The sequence below is a fragment of the Mycobacterium ahvazicum genome, from assembly GCF_900176255.2.
GTDB lineage: Bacteria > Actinomycetota > Actinomycetes > Mycobacteriales > Mycobacteriaceae > Mycobacterium > Mycobacterium ahvazicum.
In genome coordinates, this window is sequence record NZ_FXEG02000002.1 from 1,347,774 (window position 1) to 1,371,462 (window position 23,689).

At 68.6% G+C, this 23,689-nt stretch carries 27 protein-coding genes and 2 pseudogenes; 22 read left to right on the forward strand and 7 right to left on the reverse strand.

All coding sequences use genetic code 11. The annotated features are described in order from the left end of the window. Nucleotide 1 precedes the first annotated feature (1 nt). The 5 genes and pseudogenes from MAAFP003_RS08525 to MAAFP003_RS08545 all read left to right on the forward strand — a co-directional run bounded on the left by MAAFP003_RS08525 (nucleotide 2) and on the right by MAAFP003_RS08545 (nucleotide 5,284). Nucleotides 2-1,084, forward strand: a complete 1,083-nt coding sequence (locus tag MAAFP003_RS08525) for a metal-dependent hydrolase family protein (protein ID WP_096286066.1) — start codon at nucleotides 2-4, stop codon at nucleotides 1,082-1,084. 65 nt (nucleotides 1,085-1,149) lie between these two features. After that, nucleotides 1,150-1,878, forward strand: a pseudogene (locus tag MAAFP003_RS30220) (serine/threonine-protein kinase); the annotation flags it as partial. Nucleotides 1,879-2,045: 167 nt separating this feature from the next. After that, nucleotides 2,046-2,822 carry an Rv2253/PknI dimerization domain-containing protein gene (locus MAAFP003_RS30225; protein ID WP_480212825.1) on the forward strand — a complete coding sequence of 259 codons (777 nt, stop codon included), beginning with the start codon at nucleotides 2,046-2,048 and terminating at the stop codon, nucleotides 2,820-2,822. A gap of 67 nt (nucleotides 2,823-2,889) precedes the next feature. Continuing rightward, nucleotides 2,890-4,683, forward strand: coding sequence for an N-acyl-D-amino-acid deacylase family protein (locus MAAFP003_RS08540; RefSeq protein ID WP_096286069.1), 1,794 nt, complete (start codon nucleotides 2,890-2,892; stop codon nucleotides 4,681-4,683). A 1-nt stretch (nucleotide 4,684) separates the two neighbouring features. Next, a complete protein-coding gene (locus MAAFP003_RS08545; protein WP_096286070.1) occupies nucleotides 4,685-5,284 on the forward strand; it encodes a TetR/AcrR family transcriptional regulator in 600 nt (199 codons plus the stop codon). Here MAAFP003_RS08545 and MAAFP003_RS08550 read toward each other — a convergent pair. Together MAAFP003_RS08550 and MAAFP003_RS08555 are read right to left on the reverse strand one after the other, a co-directional pair. Next, nucleotides 5,281-6,150 (reverse strand): D-alanyl-D-alanine carboxypeptidase family protein, encoded by an 870-nt coding sequence (locus MAAFP003_RS08550; RefSeq protein WP_096286071.1) that lies wholly within the window; start codon nucleotides 6,148-6,150, stop codon nucleotides 5,281-5,283. The two genes, MAAFP003_RS08545 and MAAFP003_RS08550, sit on opposite strands and share 4 nt — an antisense overlap. Nucleotides 6,151-6,193: 43 nt before the next feature. Beyond that, nucleotides 6,194-6,535, reverse strand: a complete 342-nt coding sequence (locus MAAFP003_RS08555; RefSeq protein WP_133160833.1) for a hypothetical protein — start codon at nucleotides 6,533-6,535, stop codon at nucleotides 6,194-6,196. Between the two features lie 59 nt (nucleotides 6,536-6,594). Here MAAFP003_RS08555 and MAAFP003_RS08560 point away from each other — a divergent pair, with 59 nt between their 5' ends. Together MAAFP003_RS08560 and MAAFP003_RS08565 are read left to right on the forward strand one after the other, a co-directional pair. Further along, nucleotides 6,595-7,083, forward strand: coding sequence for a carboxymuconolactone decarboxylase family protein (locus MAAFP003_RS08560; RefSeq protein WP_096286075.1), 489 nt, complete (start codon nucleotides 6,595-6,597; stop codon nucleotides 7,081-7,083). Between the two features lie 53 nt (nucleotides 7,084-7,136). After that, the gene (locus MAAFP003_RS08565; protein WP_207768487.1) at nucleotides 7,137-7,568 is read left to right on the forward strand and encodes a nuclear transport factor 2 family protein; all 432 of its coding nucleotides are present in this window, start codon (nucleotides 7,137-7,139) and stop codon (nucleotides 7,566-7,568) included. A gap of 30 nt (nucleotides 7,569-7,598) precedes the next feature. Here the strand turns inward: MAAFP003_RS08565 and MAAFP003_RS08570 are convergent, their stop codons facing one another. After that, nucleotides 7,599-7,937 (reverse strand): hypothetical protein, encoded by a 339-nt coding sequence (locus MAAFP003_RS08570; RefSeq protein ID WP_207768488.1) that lies wholly within the window; start codon nucleotides 7,935-7,937, stop codon nucleotides 7,599-7,601. Between the two features lie 251 nt (nucleotides 7,938-8,188). On the opposite strand from MAAFP003_RS08570, the gene rpsP reads away from it, so the two are divergent. Genes rpsP through trmD form a run of 4 tightly spaced genes read left to right on the forward strand, consistent with a single transcriptional unit; the run spans nucleotide 8,189 to nucleotide 10,217 of the window. Further along, nucleotides 8,189-8,719, forward strand: a complete 531-nt coding sequence (gene rpsP, locus MAAFP003_RS08575) for a 30S ribosomal protein S16 (protein WP_096286081.1) — start codon at nucleotides 8,189-8,191, stop codon at nucleotides 8,717-8,719. Nucleotides 8,720-8,727: 8 nt separating this feature from the next. After that, complete coding sequence (locus MAAFP003_RS08580) at nucleotides 8,728-8,970, forward strand: RNA-binding protein (RefSeq protein ID WP_025736282.1); 243 nt, start codon at nucleotides 8,728-8,730, stop codon at nucleotides 8,968-8,970. An 11-nt stretch (nucleotides 8,971-8,981) separates the two neighbouring features. Continuing rightward, nucleotides 8,982-9,515: a ribosome maturation factor RimM gene (gene rimM, locus MAAFP003_RS08585; protein ID WP_096286083.1), complete on the forward strand. Its 534-nt coding sequence runs from the start codon at nucleotides 8,982-8,984 to the stop codon at nucleotides 9,513-9,515. A gap of 3 nt (nucleotides 9,516-9,518) precedes the next feature. Next, nucleotides 9,519-10,217 (forward strand): tRNA (guanosine(37)-N1)-methyltransferase TrmD, encoded by a 699-nt coding sequence (trmD, locus tag MAAFP003_RS08590; protein WP_096286085.1) that lies wholly within the window; start codon nucleotides 9,519-9,521, stop codon nucleotides 10,215-10,217. Here trmD and MAAFP003_RS08595 read toward each other — a convergent pair. Next, a complete protein-coding gene (locus MAAFP003_RS08595; RefSeq protein WP_096286087.1) occupies nucleotides 10,214-11,191 on the reverse strand; it encodes a serine hydrolase in 978 nt (325 codons plus the stop codon). The genes trmD and MAAFP003_RS08595 overlap by 4 nt on opposite strands. Nucleotides 11,192-11,530: 339 nt before the next feature. Here MAAFP003_RS08595 and rplS point away from each other — a divergent pair, with 339 nt between their 5' ends. The 4 genes from rplS to MAAFP003_RS08615 all read left to right on the forward strand — a co-directional run bounded on the left by rplS (nucleotide 11,531) and on the right by MAAFP003_RS08615 (nucleotide 14,009). Further along, complete coding sequence (gene rplS, locus MAAFP003_RS08600; RefSeq protein WP_096286089.1) at nucleotides 11,531-11,872, forward strand: 50S ribosomal protein L19; 342 nt, start codon at nucleotides 11,531-11,533, stop codon at nucleotides 11,870-11,872. A 90-nt stretch (nucleotides 11,873-11,962) separates the two neighbouring features. Next, complete coding sequence (gene lepB, locus MAAFP003_RS08605; protein WP_096286091.1) at nucleotides 11,963-12,868, forward strand: signal peptidase I; 906 nt, start codon at nucleotides 11,963-11,965, stop codon at nucleotides 12,866-12,868. A 13-nt stretch (nucleotides 12,869-12,881) separates the two neighbouring features. Continuing rightward, the gene (locus MAAFP003_RS08610) at nucleotides 12,882-13,613 is read left to right on the forward strand and encodes a ribonuclease HII (protein ID WP_103175404.1); all 732 of its coding nucleotides are present in this window, start codon (nucleotides 12,882-12,884) and stop codon (nucleotides 13,611-13,613) included. 90 nt (nucleotides 13,614-13,703) lie between these two features. Further along, entirely contained in the window at nucleotides 13,704-14,009 is a 306-nt protein-coding gene (locus MAAFP003_RS08615; RefSeq protein WP_007171389.1) for a DUF2469 domain-containing protein, read from the forward strand. Here the strand turns inward: MAAFP003_RS08615 and MAAFP003_RS08620 are convergent, their stop codons facing one another. Then, on the reverse strand, nucleotides 14,010-14,774 hold the full coding sequence (locus MAAFP003_RS08620) for a GAF and ANTAR domain-containing protein (RefSeq protein ID WP_096286093.1): 765 nt from the start codon (nucleotides 14,772-14,774) through the stop codon (nucleotides 14,010-14,012). Nucleotides 14,775-15,051: 277 nt separating this feature from the next. Here MAAFP003_RS08620 and fdhD point away from each other — a divergent pair, with 277 nt between their 5' ends. From fdhD to MAAFP003_RS08655, 7 genes are all read left to right on the forward strand, one after another. After that, on the forward strand, nucleotides 15,052-15,873 hold the full coding sequence (gene fdhD / locus MAAFP003_RS08625; RefSeq protein ID WP_096286095.1) for a formate dehydrogenase accessory sulfurtransferase FdhD: 822 nt from the start codon (nucleotides 15,052-15,054) through the stop codon (nucleotides 15,871-15,873). Nucleotides 15,874-16,010: 137 nt separating this feature from the next. Next, complete coding sequence (locus MAAFP003_RS08630) at nucleotides 16,011-16,382, forward strand: YraN family protein (RefSeq protein WP_096290984.1); 372 nt, start codon at nucleotides 16,011-16,013, stop codon at nucleotides 16,380-16,382. Continuing rightward, entirely contained in the window at nucleotides 16,382-17,893 is a 1,512-nt protein-coding gene (locus tag MAAFP003_RS08635) for a YifB family Mg chelatase-like AAA ATPase (protein WP_096286097.1), read from the forward strand. The genes MAAFP003_RS08630 and MAAFP003_RS08635 overlap by 1 nt, the downstream gene beginning before the upstream one ends. After that, complete coding sequence (gene dprA / locus MAAFP003_RS08640; protein ID WP_096286099.1) at nucleotides 17,890-19,092, forward strand: DNA-processing protein DprA; 1,203 nt, start codon at nucleotides 17,890-17,892, stop codon at nucleotides 19,090-19,092. Before MAAFP003_RS08635 ends, dprA begins: the two co-directional genes overlap by 4 nt. A gap of 12 nt (nucleotides 19,093-19,104) precedes the next feature. Next, on the forward strand, nucleotides 19,105-19,962 hold the full coding sequence (locus MAAFP003_RS08645) for a siderophore-interacting protein (RefSeq protein WP_096286101.1): 858 nt from the start codon (nucleotides 19,105-19,107) through the stop codon (nucleotides 19,960-19,962). Between the two features lie 24 nt (nucleotides 19,963-19,986). Next, nucleotides 19,987-21,147, forward strand: coding sequence for a lactate 2-monooxygenase (locus tag MAAFP003_RS08650; RefSeq protein WP_096286103.1), 1,161 nt, complete (start codon nucleotides 19,987-19,989; stop codon nucleotides 21,145-21,147). Nucleotides 21,148-21,180: 33 nt separating this feature from the next. Continuing rightward, nucleotides 21,181-22,077, forward strand: a complete 897-nt coding sequence (locus MAAFP003_RS08655) for a tyrosine recombinase XerC (protein WP_096286104.1) — start codon at nucleotides 21,181-21,183, stop codon at nucleotides 22,075-22,077. Here MAAFP003_RS08655 and MAAFP003_RS08660 read toward each other — a convergent pair. Beyond that, the gene (locus MAAFP003_RS08660) at nucleotides 22,074-23,153 is read right to left on the reverse strand and encodes a YihY/virulence factor BrkB family protein (RefSeq protein WP_096290985.1); all 1,080 of its coding nucleotides are present in this window, start codon (nucleotides 23,151-23,153) and stop codon (nucleotides 22,074-22,076) included. The genes MAAFP003_RS08655 and MAAFP003_RS08660 overlap by 4 nt on opposite strands. A 50-nt stretch (nucleotides 23,154-23,203) precedes the next feature. After that, nucleotides 23,204-23,647: pseudogene (locus MAAFP003_RS08665) on the reverse strand (M23 family metallopeptidase); the annotation flags it as partial. Nucleotides 23,648-23,689 lie beyond the last annotated feature (42 nt).

Here is a 23,689-nt window from a genome sequence, read left to right on the forward strand (position 1 = left end):
CATGCACGTGCGGGGTCGGGGACTACCCCCGGAAAATGGCCAAGACGCCGCGGTCGAACTGTGGATCGTCGACGGCAAGATCAGCACCGAACGCGTCGCCGGGGCCGACACCGTGTTCGACGGCGGCTGGATCCTGCCCGGGCTGGTGGACGCTCACTGTCACGTCGGTCTCGGCCACGACGGCGAGATCCCCCTCGAGGACGCGATCGAACAGGCCGAGACCGAGCGCGAGGTCGGCGCCTTGCTGCTGCGCGACTGCGGCTCGCCGACCGACACCCGCAGCCTTGACGACCACGACGACCTGCCGCGCATCATCCGGGCCGGAAAGCACATCGCGCGCCCCAAGCGCTACCAGGCCGGCTTCTCGGTCGAGCTCGAAGACGAATCACAGCTGCCGGACGCGGTGGCGGTCGAAGCCCGGCGCGGCGACGGCTGGATCAAGCTGGTCGGCGACTGGATCGACCGCGGTGTCGGCGATCTCGCGCCGCTGTGGTCCGACGACGTGCTCAAGGCGGCGATCGACACCGCGCACGCGCACGGCGCCCGCGTCACGGCGCACGTCTTCAGCGATGAGGCGATGCCGGGGCTGATCAAGGCCGGGATCGACTGCATCGAGCACGGCACCGGGCTCACCGACGAGACCATCGAGCTGATGCTTGCGCACGGAACCGTGCTGGTGCCCACCCTGATCAATATCTTCGACAATTTCCCGGGGATCGCCGACGCCGCGAAGCGCTACCCGACCTATGCCGCGCACATGCGCGATCTGTATGCGCGCTGCCCCGAGCGGATCGCGGCGGCCGTGGATGCCGGCGTGCCGATCTATGCCGGAAGCGACGCCGGCACGATGATCGCGCATGGCCGGATCGTCGACGAGGTCGAGGCGCTGACGAAGGTCGGAATGAGTCCGACCGACGCGCTGGGCGCCGCGTGCTGGGATGCCCGGCGCTGGCTGGGCCGTCCCGGCTTGGAGCACGGGGCGTCCGCGGATCTGGTCTGCTATGCGCAAGACCCGCGTAACGGTCCCGGTGTTTTGTCCCGGCCCGACCTGGTGATCCTGCGCGGCAACGTCTTTCGGCCTTGACGCACGCCGCGTGCCGTCAGGACGCCTGGTCAGCGAGGCGCCGCGGTGGCGGATAGAATGACCCGATGGCGTTGGCCAGCGGCGCGGTTTTTGCCGGTTATACCGTCGCTCGAAGGCTCGGATCCGGGGTGACTGGAGATGTCTACCTTGTTCAGGATCCTCGTTCGGCGCGCTGGCAGGCACTGAAAGTTCTGTCCCCGGCGCTGTCGTCGGACCGCCGGTTCCGCCGGGATTTTCTGTCCGAGACCCCGACGGTGTCGAGCCTGCATCACCAGCACATCGTCGAGGTGCACGACCGCGGCGACTACGACGGACAGCTGTGGATCGCGATGGACTACGTGGAGGGCAGCAACGCCGCGCAGCTGCTCAAGGACCGATTCCCGGCGGTGTGGCCGGTCGGTGAAGTGCTGGCGATCATCACCGCGGTGGCCGACGCACTGGACTATGCGCACCAGCGCGGGTTGTTGCATCGCGACGTCAAGCCGGCCAACATTCTGCTGACCAACCCCTCCGACGGCGAGCAACGGATTTTGTTGTCGGACTTCGGAGTAGCCCGCCCACTGGGCGAGCACTCCGGCGTGGTCGGCACGCATGTCCCGGTCGGCACCGTGGGCTACGCCGCGCCCGAGCAGTTGATGGGCGCCGACGTCGACCGGCGCGCCGACCAGTATGCGTTGGCGGCAACGGCATTTCACCTGTTGACGGGCGCACCGCCAACCGAGTACCGCAGTCCGTCCGCCGCGCTGCGCGAGCTGCTGGAAGGTGCACCGCGCAAACTCAGCGACCAGCGCCCGGAATTGGCGCAGCTGGATCACGTGTTCGCGCGGGCGCTCGCCAACCGGCCCGCCGACCGGTTTGCGAGTTGCCGAGAGTTCGCCGAGGCCGCCAATGCACTGTTCGCGACCCAGCGGGCGGATCGCAGTCCCGAGGCTGTCCTTGTCCTCGACTACCCGGCCTTCGGGTGGCCCGACGACGAGGACGCCGCGAGCACCGAATCGGCCGCACCCGATGCCGAGGCACCGGCCGCGCTGCCGACGCGGCGCAGGCCCCGCAAAATCGTGCTCGGCGCCGCCGCGATCCTGCTGCTGATCGCGTTGTTCGCGTTCGGCCTGATCATCGGGCGAAAGATGGAGTCGACCGCGGCACGCGGGGCAAGCGCCCCCGCCAGCGCACCGCCCCGTCCGGCCCGCCCGCTGCGCTGGACGGCACCTATCGCCTCGACGCGCAGCGGTCCAAGGAGACCTTCGACTACACGCCGAGCCCGCAACCGCCGGACGTCTCGACCTGGTGGGCATTGCGCTCGTCGTGCACGCCGTCGTACTGCTCGGCCGCGGCGGTACTGCTGGACAACAACGACCACACCCAGCCGGCCAACTCCGGCGGTCGTCCGGTGATTTTTCAGTTCACCGACGGCCAATGGCAGGCGCGGCCGGAAACGGTGCCGTTTCCGTGCGTGGGGCCGACCGGGTTGGCCAAGTCGCAGACCACGGTGCAGACGCTGGCATTGCGGCCCAATCCGCAGGGGGACCTCGTCGGTGAAATGGATCTCGTCGTGCAAACCGACGAGTGTGGTCAGCGCGGATCGGTGATCCGGGTTCCCGCGACGCTGACCCGCACCGCCGATACCCCGTCCGGCGTCTCCGTGCCGGACCCGGTCTCGGTCCCCGAACCCACCGGCCTGCTCAGCCCCGCCCCCGCAGCGCCCAGCGCCACGAAACCGGCGAAGCCGGGAGGGTAATCCGGTAGAAAGATTGCGAGCGCTCACTATCTATGATAGGTTCGCTCCAACATACCGGGAGGCGACAATGACGTACGACGTGATCATCCGAGATGGCTTGTGGTTCGACGGAACCGGCAGCACGCCGCACACCCGCACGCTGGGTATCCGCGACGGCGTGGTGGCCACGGTGTCGACCCGGCCGCTCGACGAGACGGGCTGCCCAGAGGTCATCGACGCGGCCGGCAAGTGGGTGGTGCCGGGCTTCATCGACGTGCACACCCACTACGACGCCGAGGTACTGCTGGACCCGGGCCTGCGCGAGTCGGTGCGCCACGGTGTCACCACGGTGCTGCTGGGCATGTGCTCGCTGTCGACGGTCTACGCCAACAGCGAAGACGCCGCGGACCTGTTCAGCCGGGTCGAGGCGGTGCCACGCGAATATGTGCACGGCGCGCTGGAGACCAACCGGACCTGGGCGAACGCCGCGGAGTACATCGCCGCCGTCGACGAGTTGCCGCTCGGGCCGAATGTCAGCTCGCTGCTTGGGCATTCGGACCTGCGCTCCGCGGTGCTCGGGCTCGACCGGGCCACCGACGCCGACGTCAGGCCCACCGACGCCGAACTGGACAAGATGGCGACGTTGCTCGAGGAGGCGCTCGACGCCGGAATGCTCGGCATGTCAGGCATGGACGCCGCGATCGACAAACTCGACGGCGACCGCTTCCGCTCCCGGGCGCTGCCGTCGACCTTCGCGACCTGGCGGGAGCGGCGCAAGCTGATCAAGGTCCTGCGCAAGCGCGGCCGGATCCTGCAGAGCGCGCCCGACGTCAACCGGGCGGCCACGGCGATCATGTTCTTCCTGGAAAGCAGCCGAATCTTCAGACGCCGCAAGGGCGTTCGGATGAGTCTGCTGGTGTCGGCGGACGCCAAGTCCAACCCGCTCGCCGTCTACGTGTTCGGGCCCGGCGTCCGGCTGATGAACAAGCTGCTGGGCTCGAGCGTGCGGTTCCAGCACCTGCCGGTGCCGTTCGAGCTGTACTCCGATGGCATCGACCTGCCGGTCTTCGAGGAGTTCGGTGCGGGCACCGCCGCCTTACATCTGCGAGACCAGTTGCAGCGCAACGAATTACTGGCCGACGAGGCCTACCGCCGCGAGTTCCGCAAGGAGTTCGACCGCATCAAGCTGGGCCCGTCGCTGTGGCACCGCGACTTCCACGACGCCGTCATCGTCGAGTGCCCCGATAAGTCGTTGATCGGCAAGAGCTTTGGCGCGATCGCCGATCAGCGCGGACTGCACCCGCTCGACGCGTTCCTCGACGTGCTCGTCGAAAACGGTGAACGCAATGTGCGATGGACGACCATCGTTGCCAACCACCGGCCCAAGCTGCTCGACGCGCTGGCCAACGAGGAGAGCGTGCACATGGGCTTCTCGGATGCCGGTGCGCACCTGCGCAATATGGCGTTCTACAACTTTCCGATCAAGCTGCTCAAGCGAACCCGCGACGCCTACCGGGCGGGTGCGCCGTTCATGTCCACCGAACGGGCCGTGCACCGCCTGACCGGTGAGCTGGCGGAATGGTTCGGCATCGACGCCGGAACGCTGCGCCAAGGTGACCGTGCCGACTTCGTGGTGATCGACCCGGCCGGCCTGAACGACGAGGTCGAGGCCTACCACGAGGAAGAGGTCCCCTTCTACGGCGGCCTGCGGCGAATGGTCAACCGCAACGACGATGCCGTCGTAGCGACCGCTGTGGGCGGCACCGTGGTCTTCCGCGCCGGCGAGTTCCGCGACGGCTACGGCCAGACCGCGAAGTCGGGCCGGTACCTGCGGGCGGGTCAGCGGCATCGGGGCCGCAGCGCTCACAAAGTCAGTGCCTGAGATGGCCCGAACCCAGCAGCAACGCCGCGAGGAGACGGTCGGGAGGCTCCTCGAGGCGTCCATCGCAAGCATCGTCGAGGTCGGCTACGCGCGGGCATCGGCGGCCGTGATCACCAAGGCGGCCGGGGTGTCGGTGGGTGCGTTGTTCCGCCACTTCGAGACGATGAGCGACTTCATGGCGGCGACGGCGTCGGAGGTGCTGCGCCGGCAGGTGGAGTCGTTCACCAAGCAGGTCGCCCAGATCCCGGCCGACCGGCCGGCGCTGGAAGCGGCGCTGACGATTCTGCGGGACATCACCGGCGGTCCCACCAACGCCGTGCTCTACGAATTGATGGTCGCCGCGCGCACCGACGCGAAGCTGCGCGCCCATCTGCGCGAGGTGCTGGCGCAGTACACCGCGAAGATTCTCGACGCCGCGCGGGCGCTGCCGGGCGCCGACGCCGTCGGCGAGGAGACGTTCCCGGTGCTGGTGGCGCTGATGACCAACGTGTTCGACGGCGCGGCGATCGTGCGCGGGATTTTTCCGGAGCCCGATATCGAAGAGCAACGCATTGCGTTGCTGTCCAAGCTGATAACCGGGCTTGTTCCGAGCGAGTTTTAGAGTGAGCCGATGCTCGACGACGGATTGAGCGCGAAGCCCCAGTCGAACAGGCCGCCCGCCTGATCCCAGTACGTCGGTCCGCCGGGCTTCACCATCCCGTACATCATCGCGACCACCAGCCGGCGCCCACCGCGCGACGCGGCGCCGACGAAGGTCTTGCGCGCCGCATTGGTGAACCCGGTCTTGCCGCCGATGGCGCCCGGATACCGGGTCAGCAGCTCGTCCTGGTTGGTGATCGGCTCGTCGCCGTGATCGCCCGGGAACAGCGCCGACGGCTCGGCCGTGATGTGGGCGAACATCGGGTTGGCCATCGCGGCCCGGAAGATGACGGCCAGGTCGTGCGCGCTGGAGGCGCCGGATCCGCCGGGGCCGTCCAGCCCGGACGGGGTCGCGGCGTGGGTGCTGGTCGCTCCGAGGGAGGCGGCCTTCGCGTTCATCTTGGCCACCGTGGCGTCGGCGCCGCCCAGCAGATGCGCCAGCGTATTGGCGGCGTCGTTGCCGGACACCAGCAGCAGGCCGTCGAGCAACTGGCGCGCGGTGTAAACCCGGCCGGGTTTGATTCCGACGCAGTTGCATTCGACCTGGGTGTCTGCCACGTCGGCGACGACCGTCGAGTCCATGCTCACCTCGTCGAGAGCCACCAGCGCCAACAGCACCTTGATCGTGCTCGCGGGCGGATGAACCGCGTACTGGTCGCGACCGGCCAGCACCTGGCCGCTGTCCAGGTCGGCCAGGATCCAGGTCTGGGCCGGGCCGTCGGGGATCGGAACCGAGCCGACCGGCTGCATATCGTCGGCCCAGGAGGCGGGGGCGGTGACACCGGCGACCGTGAGCAGCGCAGCAGCTGCGGCGATGAGTTTCCGCATGGGCGCACAGTGTAACTTCCGGGCCTGGCCGACGCCTGCTGCCTCACGGGCACCAGGGCGGCACCGGGCAGAACGGCAGCGGGGGCAGCGGCAGATACGAGGTCTGGGTGGGCACCGGCCCGGGCGGCGGCGGCTGCTTGAACGGAAGGGAGGACCACGAGTAGAAGACGCCGGTGCCGGTGTCGTGGACCCCGGCGTAATCCCAGTAGAAGTCGTGGCAGACGCTCGGGTCCCAGGGGATGGGCCGGCCTGCCGGATCGGGATCGCCGGGGCACCAGCGCTGGCAGGCGCTGCCCGGCGCGCAGCTCCCTGGGGCGGCGGCGGCGCTCGGCGCCCCGACCCACACCAACAAGGCCGTTGCTAAGCAGGTGATTCCTGCTCTCATAGCGGGGATTATTCTCCTCGGCGGCTTTGCGTGGTATGGCAAAAGGGGAGGAGACAGCCATGAGTCGACGAATCGACTACCAAGCCGTGGCACCGCGGGGTGTGAAACTGCTGGGCGGCGTGCATCTGTATGTCAGCCAGTCGGGTCTGTCGCCGGTGTTGCTGACCCTCGTCTACCTGCGGGTGTCGCTGATCAACGGCTGTGCGTACTGCATCGACATGCACACGCGCGAGTTGCGCGACCTGGGGGTGTCGAACGAGAAGATCGCGTTGGTCCCGGTGTGGCCGGAAGCCGGTGAGCTGTTCGACGGCCGCGAGCGGGCCGCGCTGGCGTGGGCGGAAACCGTCACCGAAATATCGAGCACGGGCGCACCCGACAGCGCGTACGCGGCCGCGTCGGCGCAATTCGACGACAAGGAATTGGTCGATCTGACGATCGCGATCGCGACGATGAACACCTACAACCGGTTGGCGATCAGCTTCCGCAACCCGCCGGCCGCAGTGGTCGCGAAACACGACGCCAAACACGCTGGAACACAAGGAAACTGACGACCACTCGGGGTGCCTGGGTGTTCCCGATGCCCCGGGTGTTGAATCGATGCATGTTGAGCCTGGCCGAAATTTCCGACCGTCTGGAGATCCAGCAGCTAATGGTGGACTATTCCACCGCTATTGACCAGCGGCGATTCGACGATTTGGACAAGGTATTCACCGAAGACGCTTACATCGACTACACGGCCTTGGGAGGTATCGAAGGCCGTTATCCCGAGGTCAAGAAATGGCTCTCCGAGGTGCTGCCGGGCTTTCCGGTATACGCGCACATGCTCGGCAACTTCTCGGTCCAGATCGACGGGGACAAGGCCACGTCGCGGGTGATCTGTTTCAACCCGATGGTCTTTCCCGGCGCCGACGGAAAACCCGGGGACCAGGTGATGTTCTGCGGGCTCTGGTACGACGACGAGTTCGCGCGCACGCCGCAGGGCTGGCGGATGACACGCAGGGTCGAGACGAAGGTCTTCCAGAAGATCATGTGACGCCGCGGGCGAGGTGGGCCAGGCGTCGGGTCAGTGCCCTTGTCCGCGGGGTTGATTGGCCTGGAAGCACTGCACGCGCTTGGCGGCATCCTCCGGCGAGACTCCCATGGTCACCAGAATCTGGGTCACTTGGGCGGCGGGAATGCCCGAATCGAGATCGTTCTGGATGATGTGGACGCTGGGAAACCAGAATTCCGCACTGACCCCCGGCGGGGGCGGCTTCGTGTCGACGCACTGGGCGTAGCCATCGATGCCGGTCGCAGCGTGCGCGGACGGCGCCCCCAGCAGCGCGAACGGGGCGCTGAGCACGGCGGCAACAGCGACGGGACCGGTCACTCGCCGGCTCCAGCTGAAATTCACGATCCGCATCGATCGGCTCCCTACTTTCGCCCCCGCGCAATCCTAACCAGTTTGACGTCCCGCATAGCCGAAAGTCGCCGGTGCAGGCGAATTTCTGCCGGAGCCCCTCGTTCTGGCACAATAGGCGGCTGTCCGCCGCGCGACCCGCCCCGTCGCCGGGGTGCTCGTTCGGCGGTCATACACGCGAGGCAAAACCGGATCCGGGCATCCCGCCCCGATCGCTGAATTGCAGCGTGACACCCAGGAGAATTCGCTTAATCATGGCTGTCAAGATCAAGCTCACCCGGCTTGGCAAGATCCGCAATCCCCAGTACCGCATCGCCGTCGCCGACGCCCGCAACCGCCGCGACGGCCGCTCGATCGAGGTGATCGGCCGGTACCACCCGAAGGAAGACCCCAGCCTGATCGAGATCGACTCGGAGCGGGCCCAGTACTGGCTTTCGGTGGGTGCGCAGCCGACCGAGCCGGTCGTCAAACTGCTGAAGATCACCGGCGACTGGCAGAAGTTCAAGGGTCTGCCCGGCGCCGAGGGCAGCCTGCAGGTCGCCCCGGCCAAGCCCACCAAGCTGGAGCTGTTCAACGCCGCGCTGGCCGAGGCCGACGGCGGACCGACCACCGAGGCGTCCAAGCCGAAGAAGAAGGCCCCGGCCAAGAAGGCCGCCAAGGCCGACGAGGCGCCGGCGCAAACCACCGAAGCCCCGGCTGAAACCGCCGAAGCCCCTGCTGAAACCGCCGAGACCCCGGCCGAGCCGGCTGCCGAAGCGCCGGCCGAGCCCGCCACCGAAAGCTGACGGTCGCAATGAGTACCGTCGTCGTCGACGCTGTTGAACATCTGGTTCGCGGAATCGTGGACAACCCGGACGATGTCCGGGTGGACCTGGTGACGAGCCGGCGTGGGCGCACCGTCGAGGTGCATGTCCATCCCGAGGATCTGGGCAAGGTGATCGGTCGCGGCGGACGCACCGCGACCGCGTTGCGCACGCTGGTCGCCGGAATCGGGGGCCGCGGTATCCGCGTCGACGTGGTGGACACCGACCAGTAGGTCACCAACTCATGGAGCTGCTCGTCGGGCGCGTCGTGAAAGCGCACGGCATCACCGGCGAGGTGGTCGTGGAGGTTCACACCGACGACCCTGCCGATCGCTTCGCGTCGGGTATTACCCTGCGCGCCAAGCCATCTCGCGGCCACGGAGCAGAAGGCAGCTACGTGGTCGCCGGTGCGCGCGAACACGGCGGCCGGCTGTTGGTGCGGTTGGCCGGTGTGGACGACCGCGACGCCGCCGACGCGCTGCGCGGCAGCCTGTTCGTGGTGGACTCCGGCGACCTGCCGCCGATCGACGAGCCGGACACCTACTACGACCATCAGCTCGAGGGACTGCGGGTGCGGACCACCGCGGGGGAGGATCTCGGCGTCGTTGCCGAGGTGCTGCACACCGCCGCCGGGGAACTACTGGCGGTGCACCGCAGTGACGGCGGCGAAACCCGGGAGGTACTGGTGCCGTTCGTGAATGCGATCGTCACGTCGGTGTCGCTGGACGACCGGATGGTCGAAATCGATCCGCCCGAGGGCCTGCTGGATCTGGGATAGCCGGTGCGCATAGACGTCGTGACGATCTTTCCGGCCTACCTGGATCCGCTGCGGCAATCGTTGCCCGGCAAGGCAATTGCGTCGGGCCTGGTCGACCTTCGGGTGCACGACCTGCGGGCGTGGACTCACGACGTGCACCACTCGGTGGACGACTCGCCCTACGGCGGCGGCCCGGGAATGGTGATGAAGGCGCCGGTGTGGGGCGACGCGCTGGATGAAATCTGTTCTGGCGAAACGCTATTGGTCGTTCCCACGCCGGCCGGCGCACTGTTCAAGCAATCCACCGCCCAGCGCTGGAGCGCCGAGCAGCATCTGGTGTTCGCCTGCGGCCGCTACGAGGGCATCGACCACCGCGTCGTCGAGGACGCCGCGCGACGGATGCGGGTCGAGGAAGTCTCGATCGGCGACTATGTGCTGCCGGGCGGTGAGTCGGCGGCCGTCGTGATGATCGAATCCGTGCTGCGGCTGCTGACCGGGGTGCTGGGCAATCCCGCGTCCCATCGCGAGGATTCGCACTCCGACGTGCTGGGCGGCCTTTTGGAGGGGCCCAGCTACACCCGGCCGCCGAGCTGGCGGGGGCTCGACGTCCCCGAGGTGCTGCTGTCAGGCGATCACGCCCGCATCGCGGCCTGGCGCCGGGAGGTTTCGCTGCGGCGTACGCGCGAGCGCCGGCCCGATCTCGGGCCGGGCGATTCGCCCTAGAAGGTCGTCGGCCCGATCCGGCCGTTGGGGAACATCGTCTTGACGGCCTGCGTGATCGTGTCGCGCGCCGTCGCGTCGTCGGAGGACTGCAGGGACTCCACCACCACGATGTAGCGGCGGTCCGCGCCCACCACGCCGGTCGACAGATGCATCCACTCCGTGCCGATGCAGCACATCCAGCCTTGCTTGACGGCCACCGGCTCCGCGAACAGCCCGTCGGGGATGCCGAAGCGCTGCGGGTACCCGTCGACGCCGTTCGGGGTGGAATGGGCCAGGTCGTTGACGATGATCTTGGCCCGGTCCGCCGAGAGCCCGCCGGAACCGTCGAGCAGCTTCTCGTAGTAGTGGATCAGGTCGGTCAGCGAGCTCGTCGTGTTCCACCAGCGCCCGTCCGAGGGCGGAGCGGTGGACGACAGCCCGTAGCGGCCCGCCACCTGCGTGATGATGTTGTCGCCGCCGTCCTGACCCCAGAACCTCTCGGCGGCGCCGTCGTCGGACGACTGCAGCATCAGGTCGAGTGCCTGACGGTCGTCGGGGGACAGGGCGGTCCGGCCCTGGGATTCGGCCAGCAGCAGGTCGTCGGCGATGAACAGCTTGGCCACCGAGGCCGTGCCGATGATCTGGCTGTTGCCGTTGGAGATCAGCTCGTGGGTCTTGCGGTCCAGGATGCCCACCGAGAGGGTGGCCCCGCTGGCGGCGGCCTGCTCGGTGGCCTGCTGAATGCGGGCCTGCAACCCGCCCCATCCGGCGCCGGGCAGCGCGTCCAGCGTCTTGGGCGGTGCCGCCGGCAACCCGGATGTGTCGATGGTGTCCAGCAGCAGCTGAATGAGCTGCGGTTGGTGATCGGGCGCGCCGGAGGCGTTGCTGGACGCCTTAACCTGGGATTTTGCCGCTAGTCGTGCCTCGTCGCACCCGGCCAGCACCAGCGTCACCGCCGCGACGGCGGCGAGTGCGGTGCGCGGGCGTACACGCATCTGTTCTTCTCCCAAGTCCTCTGACGTAAACCTGTGTGGGCGCCGTACCGCAATCTGCCCGGGCGTCTTCGAGTTCGGGTAGTGACTAGCGTGTGCTGACCCCAGTCATATGTACCATTCACCGGTGCCTCAGGCGCGCCATGAATCGCAGCGTTTACATGTGATTTTCAATGCACGCGGGGTGTCTGGCACAATTGACCAGTTGTCTCCAGCGGCACCCGGCCGGCCGGGCCGCATTCCGCCCGCTGCGAGATGCCACCCAAAGCCCGAATCGGCTTAACGACCACCCCTGCGTGCGGGCAGTTTCCGCACGCCGCGACCTCAAGGAAGTGTCTCCACATGAACAGGCTGGACTTCGTCGATCAGGCGTCGCTGCGCGACGGCATCCCGGCCTTCAGCCCGGGCGACACCATCAATGTGCACGTGAAGGTCATCGAGGGCGCCAAGGAGCGTATCCAGGTGTTCAAGGGCGTGGTGCTGCGCCGGCAGGGCGGTGGCGTCCGCGAGACCTTCACCGTGCGCAAGGAGAGCTACGGCGTCGGCGTCGAGCGGACCTTCCCGGTGCACTCGCCGAACATCGACCACATCGAGGTGGTCACCCGTGGCGATGTCCGCCGCGCGAAGCTCTACTACCTGCGCGAACTCCGCGGCAAGAAGGCCAAGATCAAGGAAAAGCGCTGACCGCGCGCGTCTCGACGATCACTGCGGCACGCGCGTTCGGTTTCGAAGACGCTTTACGGTCACCCACACCGCGCTGGCTACTCTGATCTCGTGACGGATTCCACGGACTCGCCCGAGCCCCAGTCCGAGCCTGGTCAGTCGGAGCCGAAGGTCTCCACTCGCGTCCCAGACGCGCCCACGAACGAACGGGCCGACGCGGTCGAGCCCACCGCCGCGCCCGAACCGGGTGCTGAGTCGCACGACGCGGACGAGCCGGAACCCAAGAAGAAGTCCGCGCTGCGCGAGCTGACGATCCTGGCGGTTACCGCGATCGTCCTCTACTACGTGATGTTGACATTCGTGGCGCGTCCGTACCTGATTCCGTCCGAGTCCATGGAGCCCACGCTGCACGGCTGCTCGGGTTGTGTCGGCGACCGGATCATGGTCGACAAGCTCACTTACCGGTTCGGGTCGCCGCACCCCGGCGACGTGATCGTCTTCAAGGGACCGCCGAACTGGAACACCGGATACAAGTCGATCCGGTCTCCCAACACCGCGCTGCGATGGCTGCAGAACACGTTGTCGTTCATCGGTTTTGTGCCCCCCGACGAGAACGATCTGGTGAAGCGGGTGATCGCGGTCGGCGGGCAGACCGTGCAATGCCGGGCCGATACCGGGCTGACGGTCGACGGCAAGCCGCTCAAGGAGCCGTACCTGAAGCCGGCCACGATGATGGCCGACCCGTCCGTATACCCCTGCCTGGGCAGCGAATTCGGTCCGGTCACCGTCCCGGACGGGCGGTTGTGGGTGATGGGCGACAACCGCACCCACTCGGCGGATTCGCGTGCCCACTGCACGAGCACTCCGACCGACGCACTCAAAGGCATTCTGTGCACCGGTGATCCGATGTCGGGGACGGTGCCGGTGGCCAACGTCATCGGCAAGGCCAGGTTCATCGTCTGGCCGCCGACGCGATGGGGTGGAGTGGGTTCGGTGAACCCCCAGCAAGGCCAGTAGTCGTGGCTCGGAAATGACCCTGACGTGGCCGCCGCGGACGGTGATCCGCAAATCGACCGGACTGCGCACCCTGGAGTCCGCGCTGCATCGCAGCGGCCTGGGGCCGGTCGCCGGAGTGGACGAGGTCGGCCGTGGCGCCTGCGCCGGGCCGCTGGTGGTGGCGGCCTGTGTGCTGGGACCGAATCGCCTGGAAAGCCTTGCTGCCCTTGATGATTCGAAGAAGCTCACCGAGAAGATGCGGGAGAAGTTGTTCCCGCTGATCTGCCGCTACGCGGTGGCCTATCACGTGGTGTTCATCCCGTCGGTCGAAGTCGACCGGCGCGGGGTGCACGTCGCCAATATCGAAGGCATGCGGCGCGCGGTGGCGGGGCTGTCGGTGCGCCCCGGCTACGTGCTGAGCGACGGCTTTCGCGTGCCCGGGCTGCCGATGCCGTCGTTGCCGGTGGTCGGCGGGGACGCGGCCGCGGCCTGCATCGCCGCGGCCAGCGTGCTGGCCAAGGTCAGCCGCGACCGGCTGATGGTCGCGATGGACGTCGATCACCCCGGCTACGGTTTCGCGGACCACAAGGGCTACAGCACGCCCGCGCACAGCTCGGCGCTGACGCGGCTGGGGCCTTGCGCGGAGCACCGCTATTCCTTCATCAACGTCCGGCGGGTGGCCTCGCCGACCGGGGACGGCTCCCGCACCCGGTTGGTAGCCGAATGCAAACCGGACCCTCCGGGCGAGCGTGGCGAACGCCCGTGAGGAAAGATAGATGCGGACTGCTCACCCGGCGACCGAGCTGTTGGGAACGGGGAGTCAGGAAAACGGGCAGGGAAAAGGACGTCTGAGCAGATGAGTGCCGAAGATCTCGAAAAGTACGAAACCGAGATGGAGCTCTCGCTCTACCGCGAATACAAGGACATCGTCGGCCAGTTCAGCTACGTCGTGGAAACCGAACGGCGCTTCTACCTGGCCAACAGCGTCGAGATGGTGCCGCGCAACGCCGACGGCGAGGTCTACTTCGAGCTACGGCTGTCGGACGCCTGGGTCTGGGACATGTACCGCCCGGCCCGGTTCGTCAAGCAGGTGCGGGTGGTCACCTTCAAAGACGTCAACATCGAAGAGGTCGAGAAGCCCGAGCTGCGGCTCCCCGAATAGCTATTTGTCGGACGGCAGCTCTTGCTCGCCGTTGGACGGCAGGCCACCGCGCCGCTCGATGACCTCACGCGCGACGTCGGCCAACTTGATGTTGAGCGCCTGTGAGTGCCGCCGGAGCAGGTCGAACGCCTCGTCTTCGGTCAGGTCGTGCAGCAGCATCAGCATGCCGACGGCCTTGCCGATTTCGCGGTTGCTGAGCAGGCCCCGCCGCAGGCTGGCGGCGTCCTCACCCTTCGCCACCGCGTTGATGGCCACGCTGGCGAACGAGGCCAGCACCGCCGCGCGCCCAGCCGACTCGGCGTCGAACATGTTCGCAGTGTCGCTGAACAGGTTCAGCGCGGCCCCCTTGCGCTTGTTGACCTGCAGCCGAAACCCCATGGCACCGCGCACCGGGGTCTCCTCGAGCAGCCGGGCCGCCAGCTTGGGCCAATGCGACGGCGTGGTCAGATCCGCATCGATCTGCGGCGTCTCCTCCTCGATCGCGTCCAGGCAGGGGCCGTCGCCGGCTTCCAGTTCCATCTGGTCGATCCGCTGGGCGAGCGCGTCGCTCGCGCCGACGGTGACATAACGATCGTTTTCGAGCATCAACAGGCTGGCGTGGTCGCAGCCGCGGATGGCCAGGGTCGCCGCGACGCAGATGGCGGCGTACATCTCTTTGGCATCCGAGCCCTGATAGATGATTTCGGCGAGGGCGGCGAACACCGTCGCCGGATCGGCCTTCTCCCCGCCCGGCATCGACGCGTCGCCTGGTGTTTCAGCTGCCATGTTGTGCCTCATTATGTCCGCGGTATCGACGACGTGATTCTTACGCCGGTCGTTACCACCTTCTCCCCATACCCGCCTATTACAGACCTGCGCAGGTGCGGTGCACTGCTCAGGCGCGACGAGCCATGTCGACACTAGAGCAATCGCGACGGCACGGTGTCGGAATGGCCGCACGTCGGACGTCTTCCGGGCGGCCGATCGCCGCATGGGCGGCGGGCCGCGGGCCAATGTAGTTTGGCTTGATGAGGTTTCAGCGCTCGGCCGGAGTTCCGATCCCGTGGGGAACGTAACCGCACGCCGGCGCGCCACACACGTCAACGCAGGTCAGGCCGTCGTCCGGCCGGAGACCCTGGCCGTCGAGGAGCCGCTGGAGATCCGCGTCAACGGCACACCGGTCACCGTGACGATGCGGACGCCGGGCGCGGATATCGAACTTGCGCAAGGCTTTCTGCTCACCGAAGGCGTGATCGTGCGCCGCGACGACGTGCAGACCATCCGCTACTGCGGCGGCCGCGGCGACGACGGCGCCAACACGTACAACGTGCTCGACGTGACACTGGCCCCCGGGGTGAACCCGCCCGACCTCGACGTGACCCGCAACTTCTACACCACCTCCTCGTGCGGGGTATGCGGCAAGGCATCACTGGATGCGGTCCGGGTGATCAGCCGCTTCACGCCCGGCGCGGATCCGGTCACCGTCGGCCCGGCCACGCTCAAGGCCATGCCCGGCCAACTGCGCAGTGCGCAAAAGGTTTTCGACAGCACCGGTGGGCTGCACGCCGCGGCGCTGTTCGACGGCGACGGCATGATGCTGGTGGTCCGCGAGGACATCGGCAGGCACAACGCCGTCGACAAGGTCGTCGGCTGGGCCCTGGAACACGAGCGGATACCGCTGGCCGGTTCGGTGCTGTTGGTCAGCGGGCGGGCGTCGTTCGAGATCACGCAGAAGGCCGTGCTGGCCGGGATTCCCGTGCTGGCCGCGGTGTCGGCGCCGTCGTCGCTGGCGGTTTCCCTGGCCGAGGAATCCGGGCTCACGCTGATCGCGTTCCTGCGGGAGGACTCGATGAACGTCTACACCCGCGCGGACCGCGTCACGTAGCCGATTTCGCTGCGCGGCAAACCAGTTCCGCCGTTGCGCTGTGGATGAACACCCCGCTGGGGATAACCGGCCGTGATAGCGGGCGCTCGGCGTCCGTCGCGGCACGCCGTGTCGGGCGCGTCGGCCAGATTGGCCGCATGACGATCGCAAAGACACGCATTGAGCTGGGCGCGATGGGTGAGGCCCTCGCCGTGGAATACCTGACGCGGATGGGGTTACGCGTCGTGGACCGCAATTGGCGCTCCCGCTACGGCGAACTCGACGTGATCGCGGCCGACGACGCCACCCGCACGGTGGTGTTCGTAGAGGTCAAGACCCGTACCGGCGACGGGTATGGGGGCTTGGCGCACGCGGTCACACCCCGCAAGGTCCGGCGGCTGCGCCGGCTGGCGGGGCTGTGGCTGGCCGCGCAGGACGGGCGCTGGGCGGCGGTCCGCATCGATGTGATCGGGATCCGTGTCGGGAACCGGCGCACCCCGGAGATCTCGCATCTGCAGGGAATCGGCTGATGGCGCTGGGACGTGCGTTCTCGGTCGCGGTGCGCGGACTGGACGGTCATATCGTGGAGATCGAGGCCGACATCACCTCGGGTCTGCCCGGCGTCCACCTCGTCGGCCTGCCCGACGCCGCGCTGCAGGAGTCGCGGGACCGGGTGCGTGCGGCCGTCACCAACTGCACAAACAGCTGGCCGCAGGCCAGACTCACGCTTGCGCTGTCCCCGGCGACGCTGCCGAAAATGGGTTCGGTCTACGACATTGCGCTCGCGGCGGCGGTGCTGTCGGCGCAGCGAAAGAACCCGTGGGAACGCCTGGAGAAGACGGTGCTGCTGGGCGAGTTGTCGCTGGACGGCCGCATCCGGCCGGTGCGCGGGGTGCTGCCCGCGGTGCTGGCCGCCAAACGCGACGGGTGGCCCGCCGTCGTGGTGCCGGTGGACAACCTGGCCGAGGCCAGCCTGATCGACGGCATCGATGTCTGGGGCGTCCGCACGCTGGGGCAGCTGCGGAGCTGGCTCAATGGGTCGGCCCGGTTGGCCGAGCGGATCAGCGCGACGGCCACCGGCCCGGAGCCGGTAGGGGATCTGGCCGACGTGGTGGGACAGGCGCAGGCACGGTTCGCGGTCGAGGTGGCCGCCGCGGGGGCGCATCACCTGATGTTGACCGGACCGCCTGGTGTGGGCAAAACGATGCTGGCGCAACGCCTTCCGGGATTGCTGCCCAGCCTGACCGACAGTGAGGCCTTGGAGGTCACCGCGATCCACTCGGTGGCCGGGTTGTTGTCCGGGGACACACCGCTGATCACGGCGCCGCCGTTTGTGGCGCCGCACCACAGCTCCAGCGTTGCCGCACTGGTCGGGGGAGGCTCGGGGATGGCCCGCCCGGGCGCCGTGAGCCGGGCGCACCGCGGTGTGCTGTTCCTCGACGAATGCGCCGAGATCAGCGTCAGCGCTCTGGAGGCATTGCGAACACCGTTGGAGGACGGCCTCATTCGTCTGGCGCGCCGCGACGGGGTGGCGTGCTACCCGGCCCGGTTTCAGCTGGTGTTGGCCGCCAACCTGTGCCCCTGCGCGCCGGCCGATCCGCAGGATTGCATCTGCCCGGCCGCGACGAAACGCCGCTATCTGGGCAAGCTTTCGGGCCCGTTGCTGGATCGGGTGGACCTGCGGGTACAGATGCACCCGGTGCGGACCGGGGCCTTCGCCACCGTCGAGGGTGAATCCTCCGCACAGGTGCGCGATCGGGTGGCGCGGGCCCGCGCCAAGGCCGCGGCCCGGTGGCGCCCGCACGGTTTCAGCACCAACGCCGAAGTGAGCGGGACGCTGTTGCGGCGCAAGTTTCGGCTCAGTAGTCAAGCCATGCATCCGCTGCGCCTGGCGGTGGAGCGTGGGCTGCTCAGCATCCGCGGGCTCGATCGCACGCTTCGCGTCGCGTGGAGCCTGGCCGACTTGGCCGGCCGCGGCTCGCCCGGCCTGGACGAGGTGGCCGCCGCGCTGAGCTTCCGGCAGCCGGGAGAACAACGATGACCGCGGTGTTCCACGATCCCGCCTGGCCGGCCTGGGCGTACCTGTCGCGGGTGGCCGAGCCGCCCTGCCCGGAGCTCGCGGCCCTGGTGGGATGCGTGGGCCCGGTCGAGGCGGCCGACCGCGTCCGGCGTGGGCTGGTCAGCGAGGAGCTGGTACGGCACACCGCCGCCAGGCGGGAGATAGACCGGGCCGCAGCGGATCTCGAGGTGCTCGCTCGTCGCGGCGGCCGGTTGATCACGCCCGATTGCCCGGAGTGGCCGCTGGTCGCGTTCTCGGCATTCGCCGGCGCCGGGTGCAGGCCGCGCGGCGGGCCGCCGATGGTGTTGTGGGCGTTGGGTCCGATGCGTCTGGACGAGATCGCCCGGCGCGCTGCGGCGGTGGTCGGCACCCGTGCGGCCACGGCCTACGGCGAACAGGTGACCGCGGATCTGGCGTCCGGTCTGGCCGAGCGCGACGTCGCGGTCGTTTCGGGAGGCGCCTACGGAATCGACGGTGCGGCCCATCGCGCGGCGCTGGCCAGCGACGGAATCACGGTGGCGGTGCTGGCCGGCGGCATCGACATCCCTTATCCGGCCGGGCACTCGGCGTTGCTGCATCGCATCGCCTCGCATGGCTTGTTGATCAGCGAATATCCGCCTGGCCTGCGGCCCGCTCGGCATCGGTTCCTGACCCGCAATCGTCTGGTCGCCGCGGTCGCAGGGGCCGTCGTGGTGGTGGAGGCGGGTCTGCGCAGCGGCGCCGCGAACACCGCCGCCTGGGCGGGGTCGTTGGGCCGGGTGGTGGCCGCGGTGCCCGGACCGATCACCTCATCAGCGTCGGCGGGTTGTCACGCGCTGCTGCGCAACGGGGCCGAGCTGGTCACCCGGGCCGACGACATCGTGGAATTCGTGGGACACATCGGTGAACTCGCCGTCGAAGAGGCCCGGCCCGCGACGGCGTTGGACGGGCTGGGCGAGCCCGAGCGTCAGGTGTACGAGGCGTTGCCCGGGCGAGGTGCCGCAACGGTCGACGAGATCGCCGTCTCCTCCGGGCTGATGCCCGAGCAGGTGCTGGGACCGTTGGCGATCCTCGAGGTGACCGGACTGGCCGAGCGTGACGGCGGACGGTGGCGCCTCGTTCGCCGGGGAACGCGTCCCGTCGCGGGCGGCCGACCTGCGACGACGGCCCCGGCTCGTATAGTCGGCTGGGGCCGGGTCTGAACAGGAGGACACGTGGCAGGTCGACCACTCCAACGTTTTGAAGTCGTCGGTACCCAACAACTCGCACCGCACATGAAGCGTGTGACGCTGGGGAGCAATCAGTTCGACACGTTCGTGCCGAGCAACTTCACCGACTCCTACGTCAAGTTGGTATTCGTCGCCGCCGACATCGACGTAGCCGCGTTGCCCCAGCCCCTGACCCAGGACAGCTTCGCCGTGCTGCCCCCGGAGAAACGGCCGGCCGTGCGGACCATCACCGTTCGCAAGGTCGACGCCGCGGCCCGCCAGATCTCGCTGGACATCGTGGTGCACGGCGAACACGGCGTGGCGGGAGTCTGGGCGGCCCACGCCCAACCCGGACAGGTGATCTATCTGATGGGTCCCGGCGGGGCGTATACGCCCGACCCCGCGGCAGACTGGCATTTGCTGGCCGGAGACGAGTCGGCGCTGCCGGCCATCGCCACCGCGTTGGAAGCATTGCCTCCCAACGCAATCGGCAAGGCTTTCATCGAAGTGGCCGGGCCCGACGACCAAATCGAGTTGACCGCGCCCGAAGGCATGCAGGTGAACTGGGTTTATCGCGGCGCCCGCGCGGACCTTGCCTCCGATGATCGCGCCGGCGATTTCGCGCCGCTGATCGAGGCCGTCACCACCACGCTGTGGCTGCCCGGGCAGGTGCACGTCTTCATCCACGGCGAGGCCCAAGCCGTCATGCACAATTTGCGGCCCTACATCCGCAAAGAGCGTGCAGTGGACGCGAAGTGGGCGTCGTCGATCTCCGGCTACTGGCGGCGCGGCCGCACCGAAGAGACATTCCGGCAGTGGAAGAAGGAACTAGCCGAGGCGGAGTCGGCAAGCTCGTCAGCCTGACGGCCGGCTGGCATTCTCTATCCCATGGCATTCGGCGCTTACCAGAACGAGATCTACTTCCAGGGCCTGGCGGGGGTCGTACCCGCGCTGCCGATGGCCTTCGCAGAGTTGGAGGCCCGCGCCGAGAAGGCGATGCCGCCGTCGGTGTGGTCCTACGTCGCCGGGGGCGCCGGCGACGAACGCACCCAGCGGGCCAACCGCGAGGCGTTCGATCGCTGGGGCCTGATCCCGCGCATGTTCGTCGGGGCCGCCGAGCGCGACCTGTCGGTGCAGATGTTCGGCATGAACCTCCCGTCGCCGTTGTTCATGGCGCCGATCGGTGTGATCGGCATCTGCGCTCAAGACGGCCACGGCGACCTGGCCACCGCCCGTGCGGCCGCGGCGACCGGGGTCCCGATGGTGGTTTCCACCCTGACCGCGGACCCGATGGAAGAGGTCGCCGCGCAGTTCGGCGGCACCCCCGGCTTCTTCCAGCTGTACACGCCGAAGGATCGCGACTTGGCCGCCAGCCTGGTGCAGCGGGCCGAAGCAGCCGGCTACCAGGGCATCATCGTCACCCTGGACACCTGGATCCCCGGCTGGCGACCGCGCGACCTCAGCACGGCCAACTTCCCCCAGCTGCGGGGGCACTGTCTGAGCAACTACACCAGCGATCCGGTCTTTCGCGCCAGCCTGCAACGCCCGCCCGAAGAGGACCCGCAGGGCACGGTGCTGCAGTGGATTACGACGTTCGGCAACCCGCTGACCTGGGATGACCTGCCCTGGCTGCGGTCGCTGACCGACCTGCCGATGATCATCAAGGGCATCTGCCATCCCGACGACGCCCGGCGCGCCAGGGACGGCGGCGTCGACGGCATCTACTGCTCCACCCACGGCGGGCGCCAGGCCAACGGCGGTCTGCCCGCGCTGGACTGCCTGCCCGGCGTGATCGAGGCGGCCGAAGGCTTGCCGGTTCTGTTCGACTCGGGGATCCGCAGCGGCGCCGATATCGTCAAGGCGCTGGCCATGGGCGCGACCGCCGTCGGGGTCGGTCGCCCGTATGCCTACGGTCTGGCGCTCGGCGGCGTCGACGGAATCGTGCACGTGCTGCGCAGCCTGCTGGCCGAAGCGGATCTGATCATGGCCGTCGACGGCTATCCGACCCGCAAAGATCTCACCCCGGACACGCTTCGGCGCGTCGGCTAAGGGGCAGCGGGCCGGGCCTGCGACCGTGGGGGAGTGCAGGCGATTCTCGACGAGTTCGACGAGTACCTGGATCTTCAGTGCGGGCGTTCGGCGCATACCCGGCGCGCGTATCTGGGCGACCTGCGCTCGTTGTTCGCCTTCCTCGACGAGCGCGGGGTGGCGCTGGACGCGCTGAGCCTGCCGCTGCTGCGGACCTGGCTGTCCAGCGGGGCAGTGGCCGGGGCCGCGCGTACCACGCTGGCGCGGCGCACCTCGTCGATCAAGGCGTTCACCGCGTGGGCGGTGCGGCGCGGCCTGCTGAGCGTCGATCCCGCCGCACGGCTGCAGGTGCCCAAGGCGCACCGCACGCTGCCCGCCGTGCTGCGTCAGGATCAGGCGCGCGACGCCATGGCCGCCGCGAAATCCGGTGCCGAGCAAGGAGACCCGCTCGCCCTGCGGGACCGGCTGATCGTCGAGATGCTGTACGCGACCGGGATTCGGGTGAGCGAGCTGTGCGGCCTGGACATCGACGACGTGGACGCCGGTCACCGGGTGGTGCGGGTGCTGGGCAAGGGCAACAAGCAGCGCAGCGCGCCGTTCGGGGTGCCGGCCGCGGACGCGCTGCGGGCGTGGCTGGACGACGGGCGTCCCGCCCTGGCGAACGCGGATTCCGGGCCGGCGCTGCTGCTGGGCGCGCGGGGCCGCCGCCTCGATGTGCGCCAGGCCCGCACCGTCGTACACCAGACGATCGCCGCGGTGGACGGCGCGCCCGACCTGGGCCCGCACGGGCTACGGCACAGCGCGGCCACCCATCTGCTGGAAGGCGGCGCTGACCTGCGCGTCGTCCAGGAGTTGCTGGGACATTCCAGCCTGGCGACCACCCAGCTCTACACCCATGTCGCGGTGTCGCGGCTGCGGGCGGTGCACGACCAGGCCCACCCGCGCGCCTAGCCGCCGCCCGACTCGTGGCGGCCCCGGGTGCGGCGCAGCAACCGCCCTCGCTTGATGTCCTTGCGGTCCGCGGCTTCTTTCTTTTCCACCTCGCGCGTGTCTTTGGGCGGAAGCTGCAGCTCCCGTTCGGCGGCAATGCCGGCCTGCAGCTGGCGCCCCCGCTCGAGTTCGGCGTCCAACTCCGCCCCGAACAACAGGGCCAGGTTGGTTATCCAGAGCCATAACAGGAAGACGATGACGCCGCCCAGCGCGCCGTAGGTCGTGTCGTAGCTGCCGAAATCGCGGACGTAGAAGCCGAATCCGACGGAGGCGAGCGCCCAGACCACGATGGCGATCGCCGAACCGATGCTGAGCCAGCGAAACCGCGGCTGCTGCACATTTGGGGTGACGTAGTACAGGATCGCCACGACCAGCGTGACCAACAACAGGATCAGCGGCCATTTCGCGATCGACCAGGCCAGCTGTGCGCCCTCGCCGAGTCCGATCACCCTGCCGATCACCCGAGTCAGCGGACCACTGGTCGCCAGCATGAAAGCCACCGCCGCCGCCAAGATCAGTGCGGCCATGGTGAGCAGCAGCTGCAGTGGGCGCAGCTTCCAGAAAGGCCGCCCCTCGACGATCCCGTAGACCCGGTTCATGGCGCGTCCGAATGCGCCGATGTATCCCGACGCCGACCACAATGCCGCCAGGACGCTGAGGATCAGCGCCGAACCAGCGGAACGGTTGTCGACCAGTTGCTTGATCGGCTGGCGCAGGATGTCGAGCGCGGATGCGGGGACGAGACTTGCCGCCGCGTCGAGTAGCGCATTGGTGGTGTGCGCGCCGTCGCCGACCACACCGAGCAGCGAGACCATCACCAGCAGCGCGGGAAATACGGATAGCACGGCGTAGTAGGTCAGTGCGGCGGCCAGGTCGGTGCACTGGTCATCGGTGAATTCGCGGGCGGTCTTTCGCAGCACGTACCGCCACGAGGCTTTGGTCAAGTCGTCCGGGGAATCGGGTTTGCTCGGGTCGTCAGGAGCGGGCGCGGCCTTCCGGTGCTCGGTCGGCGCATCGTCGGTCTCTGCTGCGGTCATACCCAACGATTCCCGTGAATCGGCCAGTCCACACTGCACACTCAACCCCCCAGCGGCTTGAGCCGGACCGGGGTCGACGCCAGCAGGCCCAGCGGGTCGACGTACCGAGCACCCGACGACGGCCCCCACATCGCGCCCCAGTGCAGGCACGCCGACGCCCGGCACCCGCCATGCCCGGTGATCAGCTCGCCGATCACCGTCTGCTCGCTCACCTGCTGACCGACCCGGACCGCGGCCCGGACCGGCTCGTAGCTGGTGTGCAATCCGCCCGGATGAGCCAGGGCGACCACCGGCCGTCCCGCCAGCAACCCGGCGAACACCACGGTCGCGCTGCCGGCGGCGTACACCGGCTGACCTGCGCGTCCGGCCAGGTCGACGCCGCGATGCCCCGGCTGCCAGTTGGGCGACGGCGCGTCGAACGTACGCACGACGGCCGGAGCCGGCCGCAGCGGCCAATCCAGCCGGACGTCCCCGGCGGCCGCCGGGACCGCGCTGAACAGCGTCATACCCACGACCAGCGCCGCCCACCGCACCCC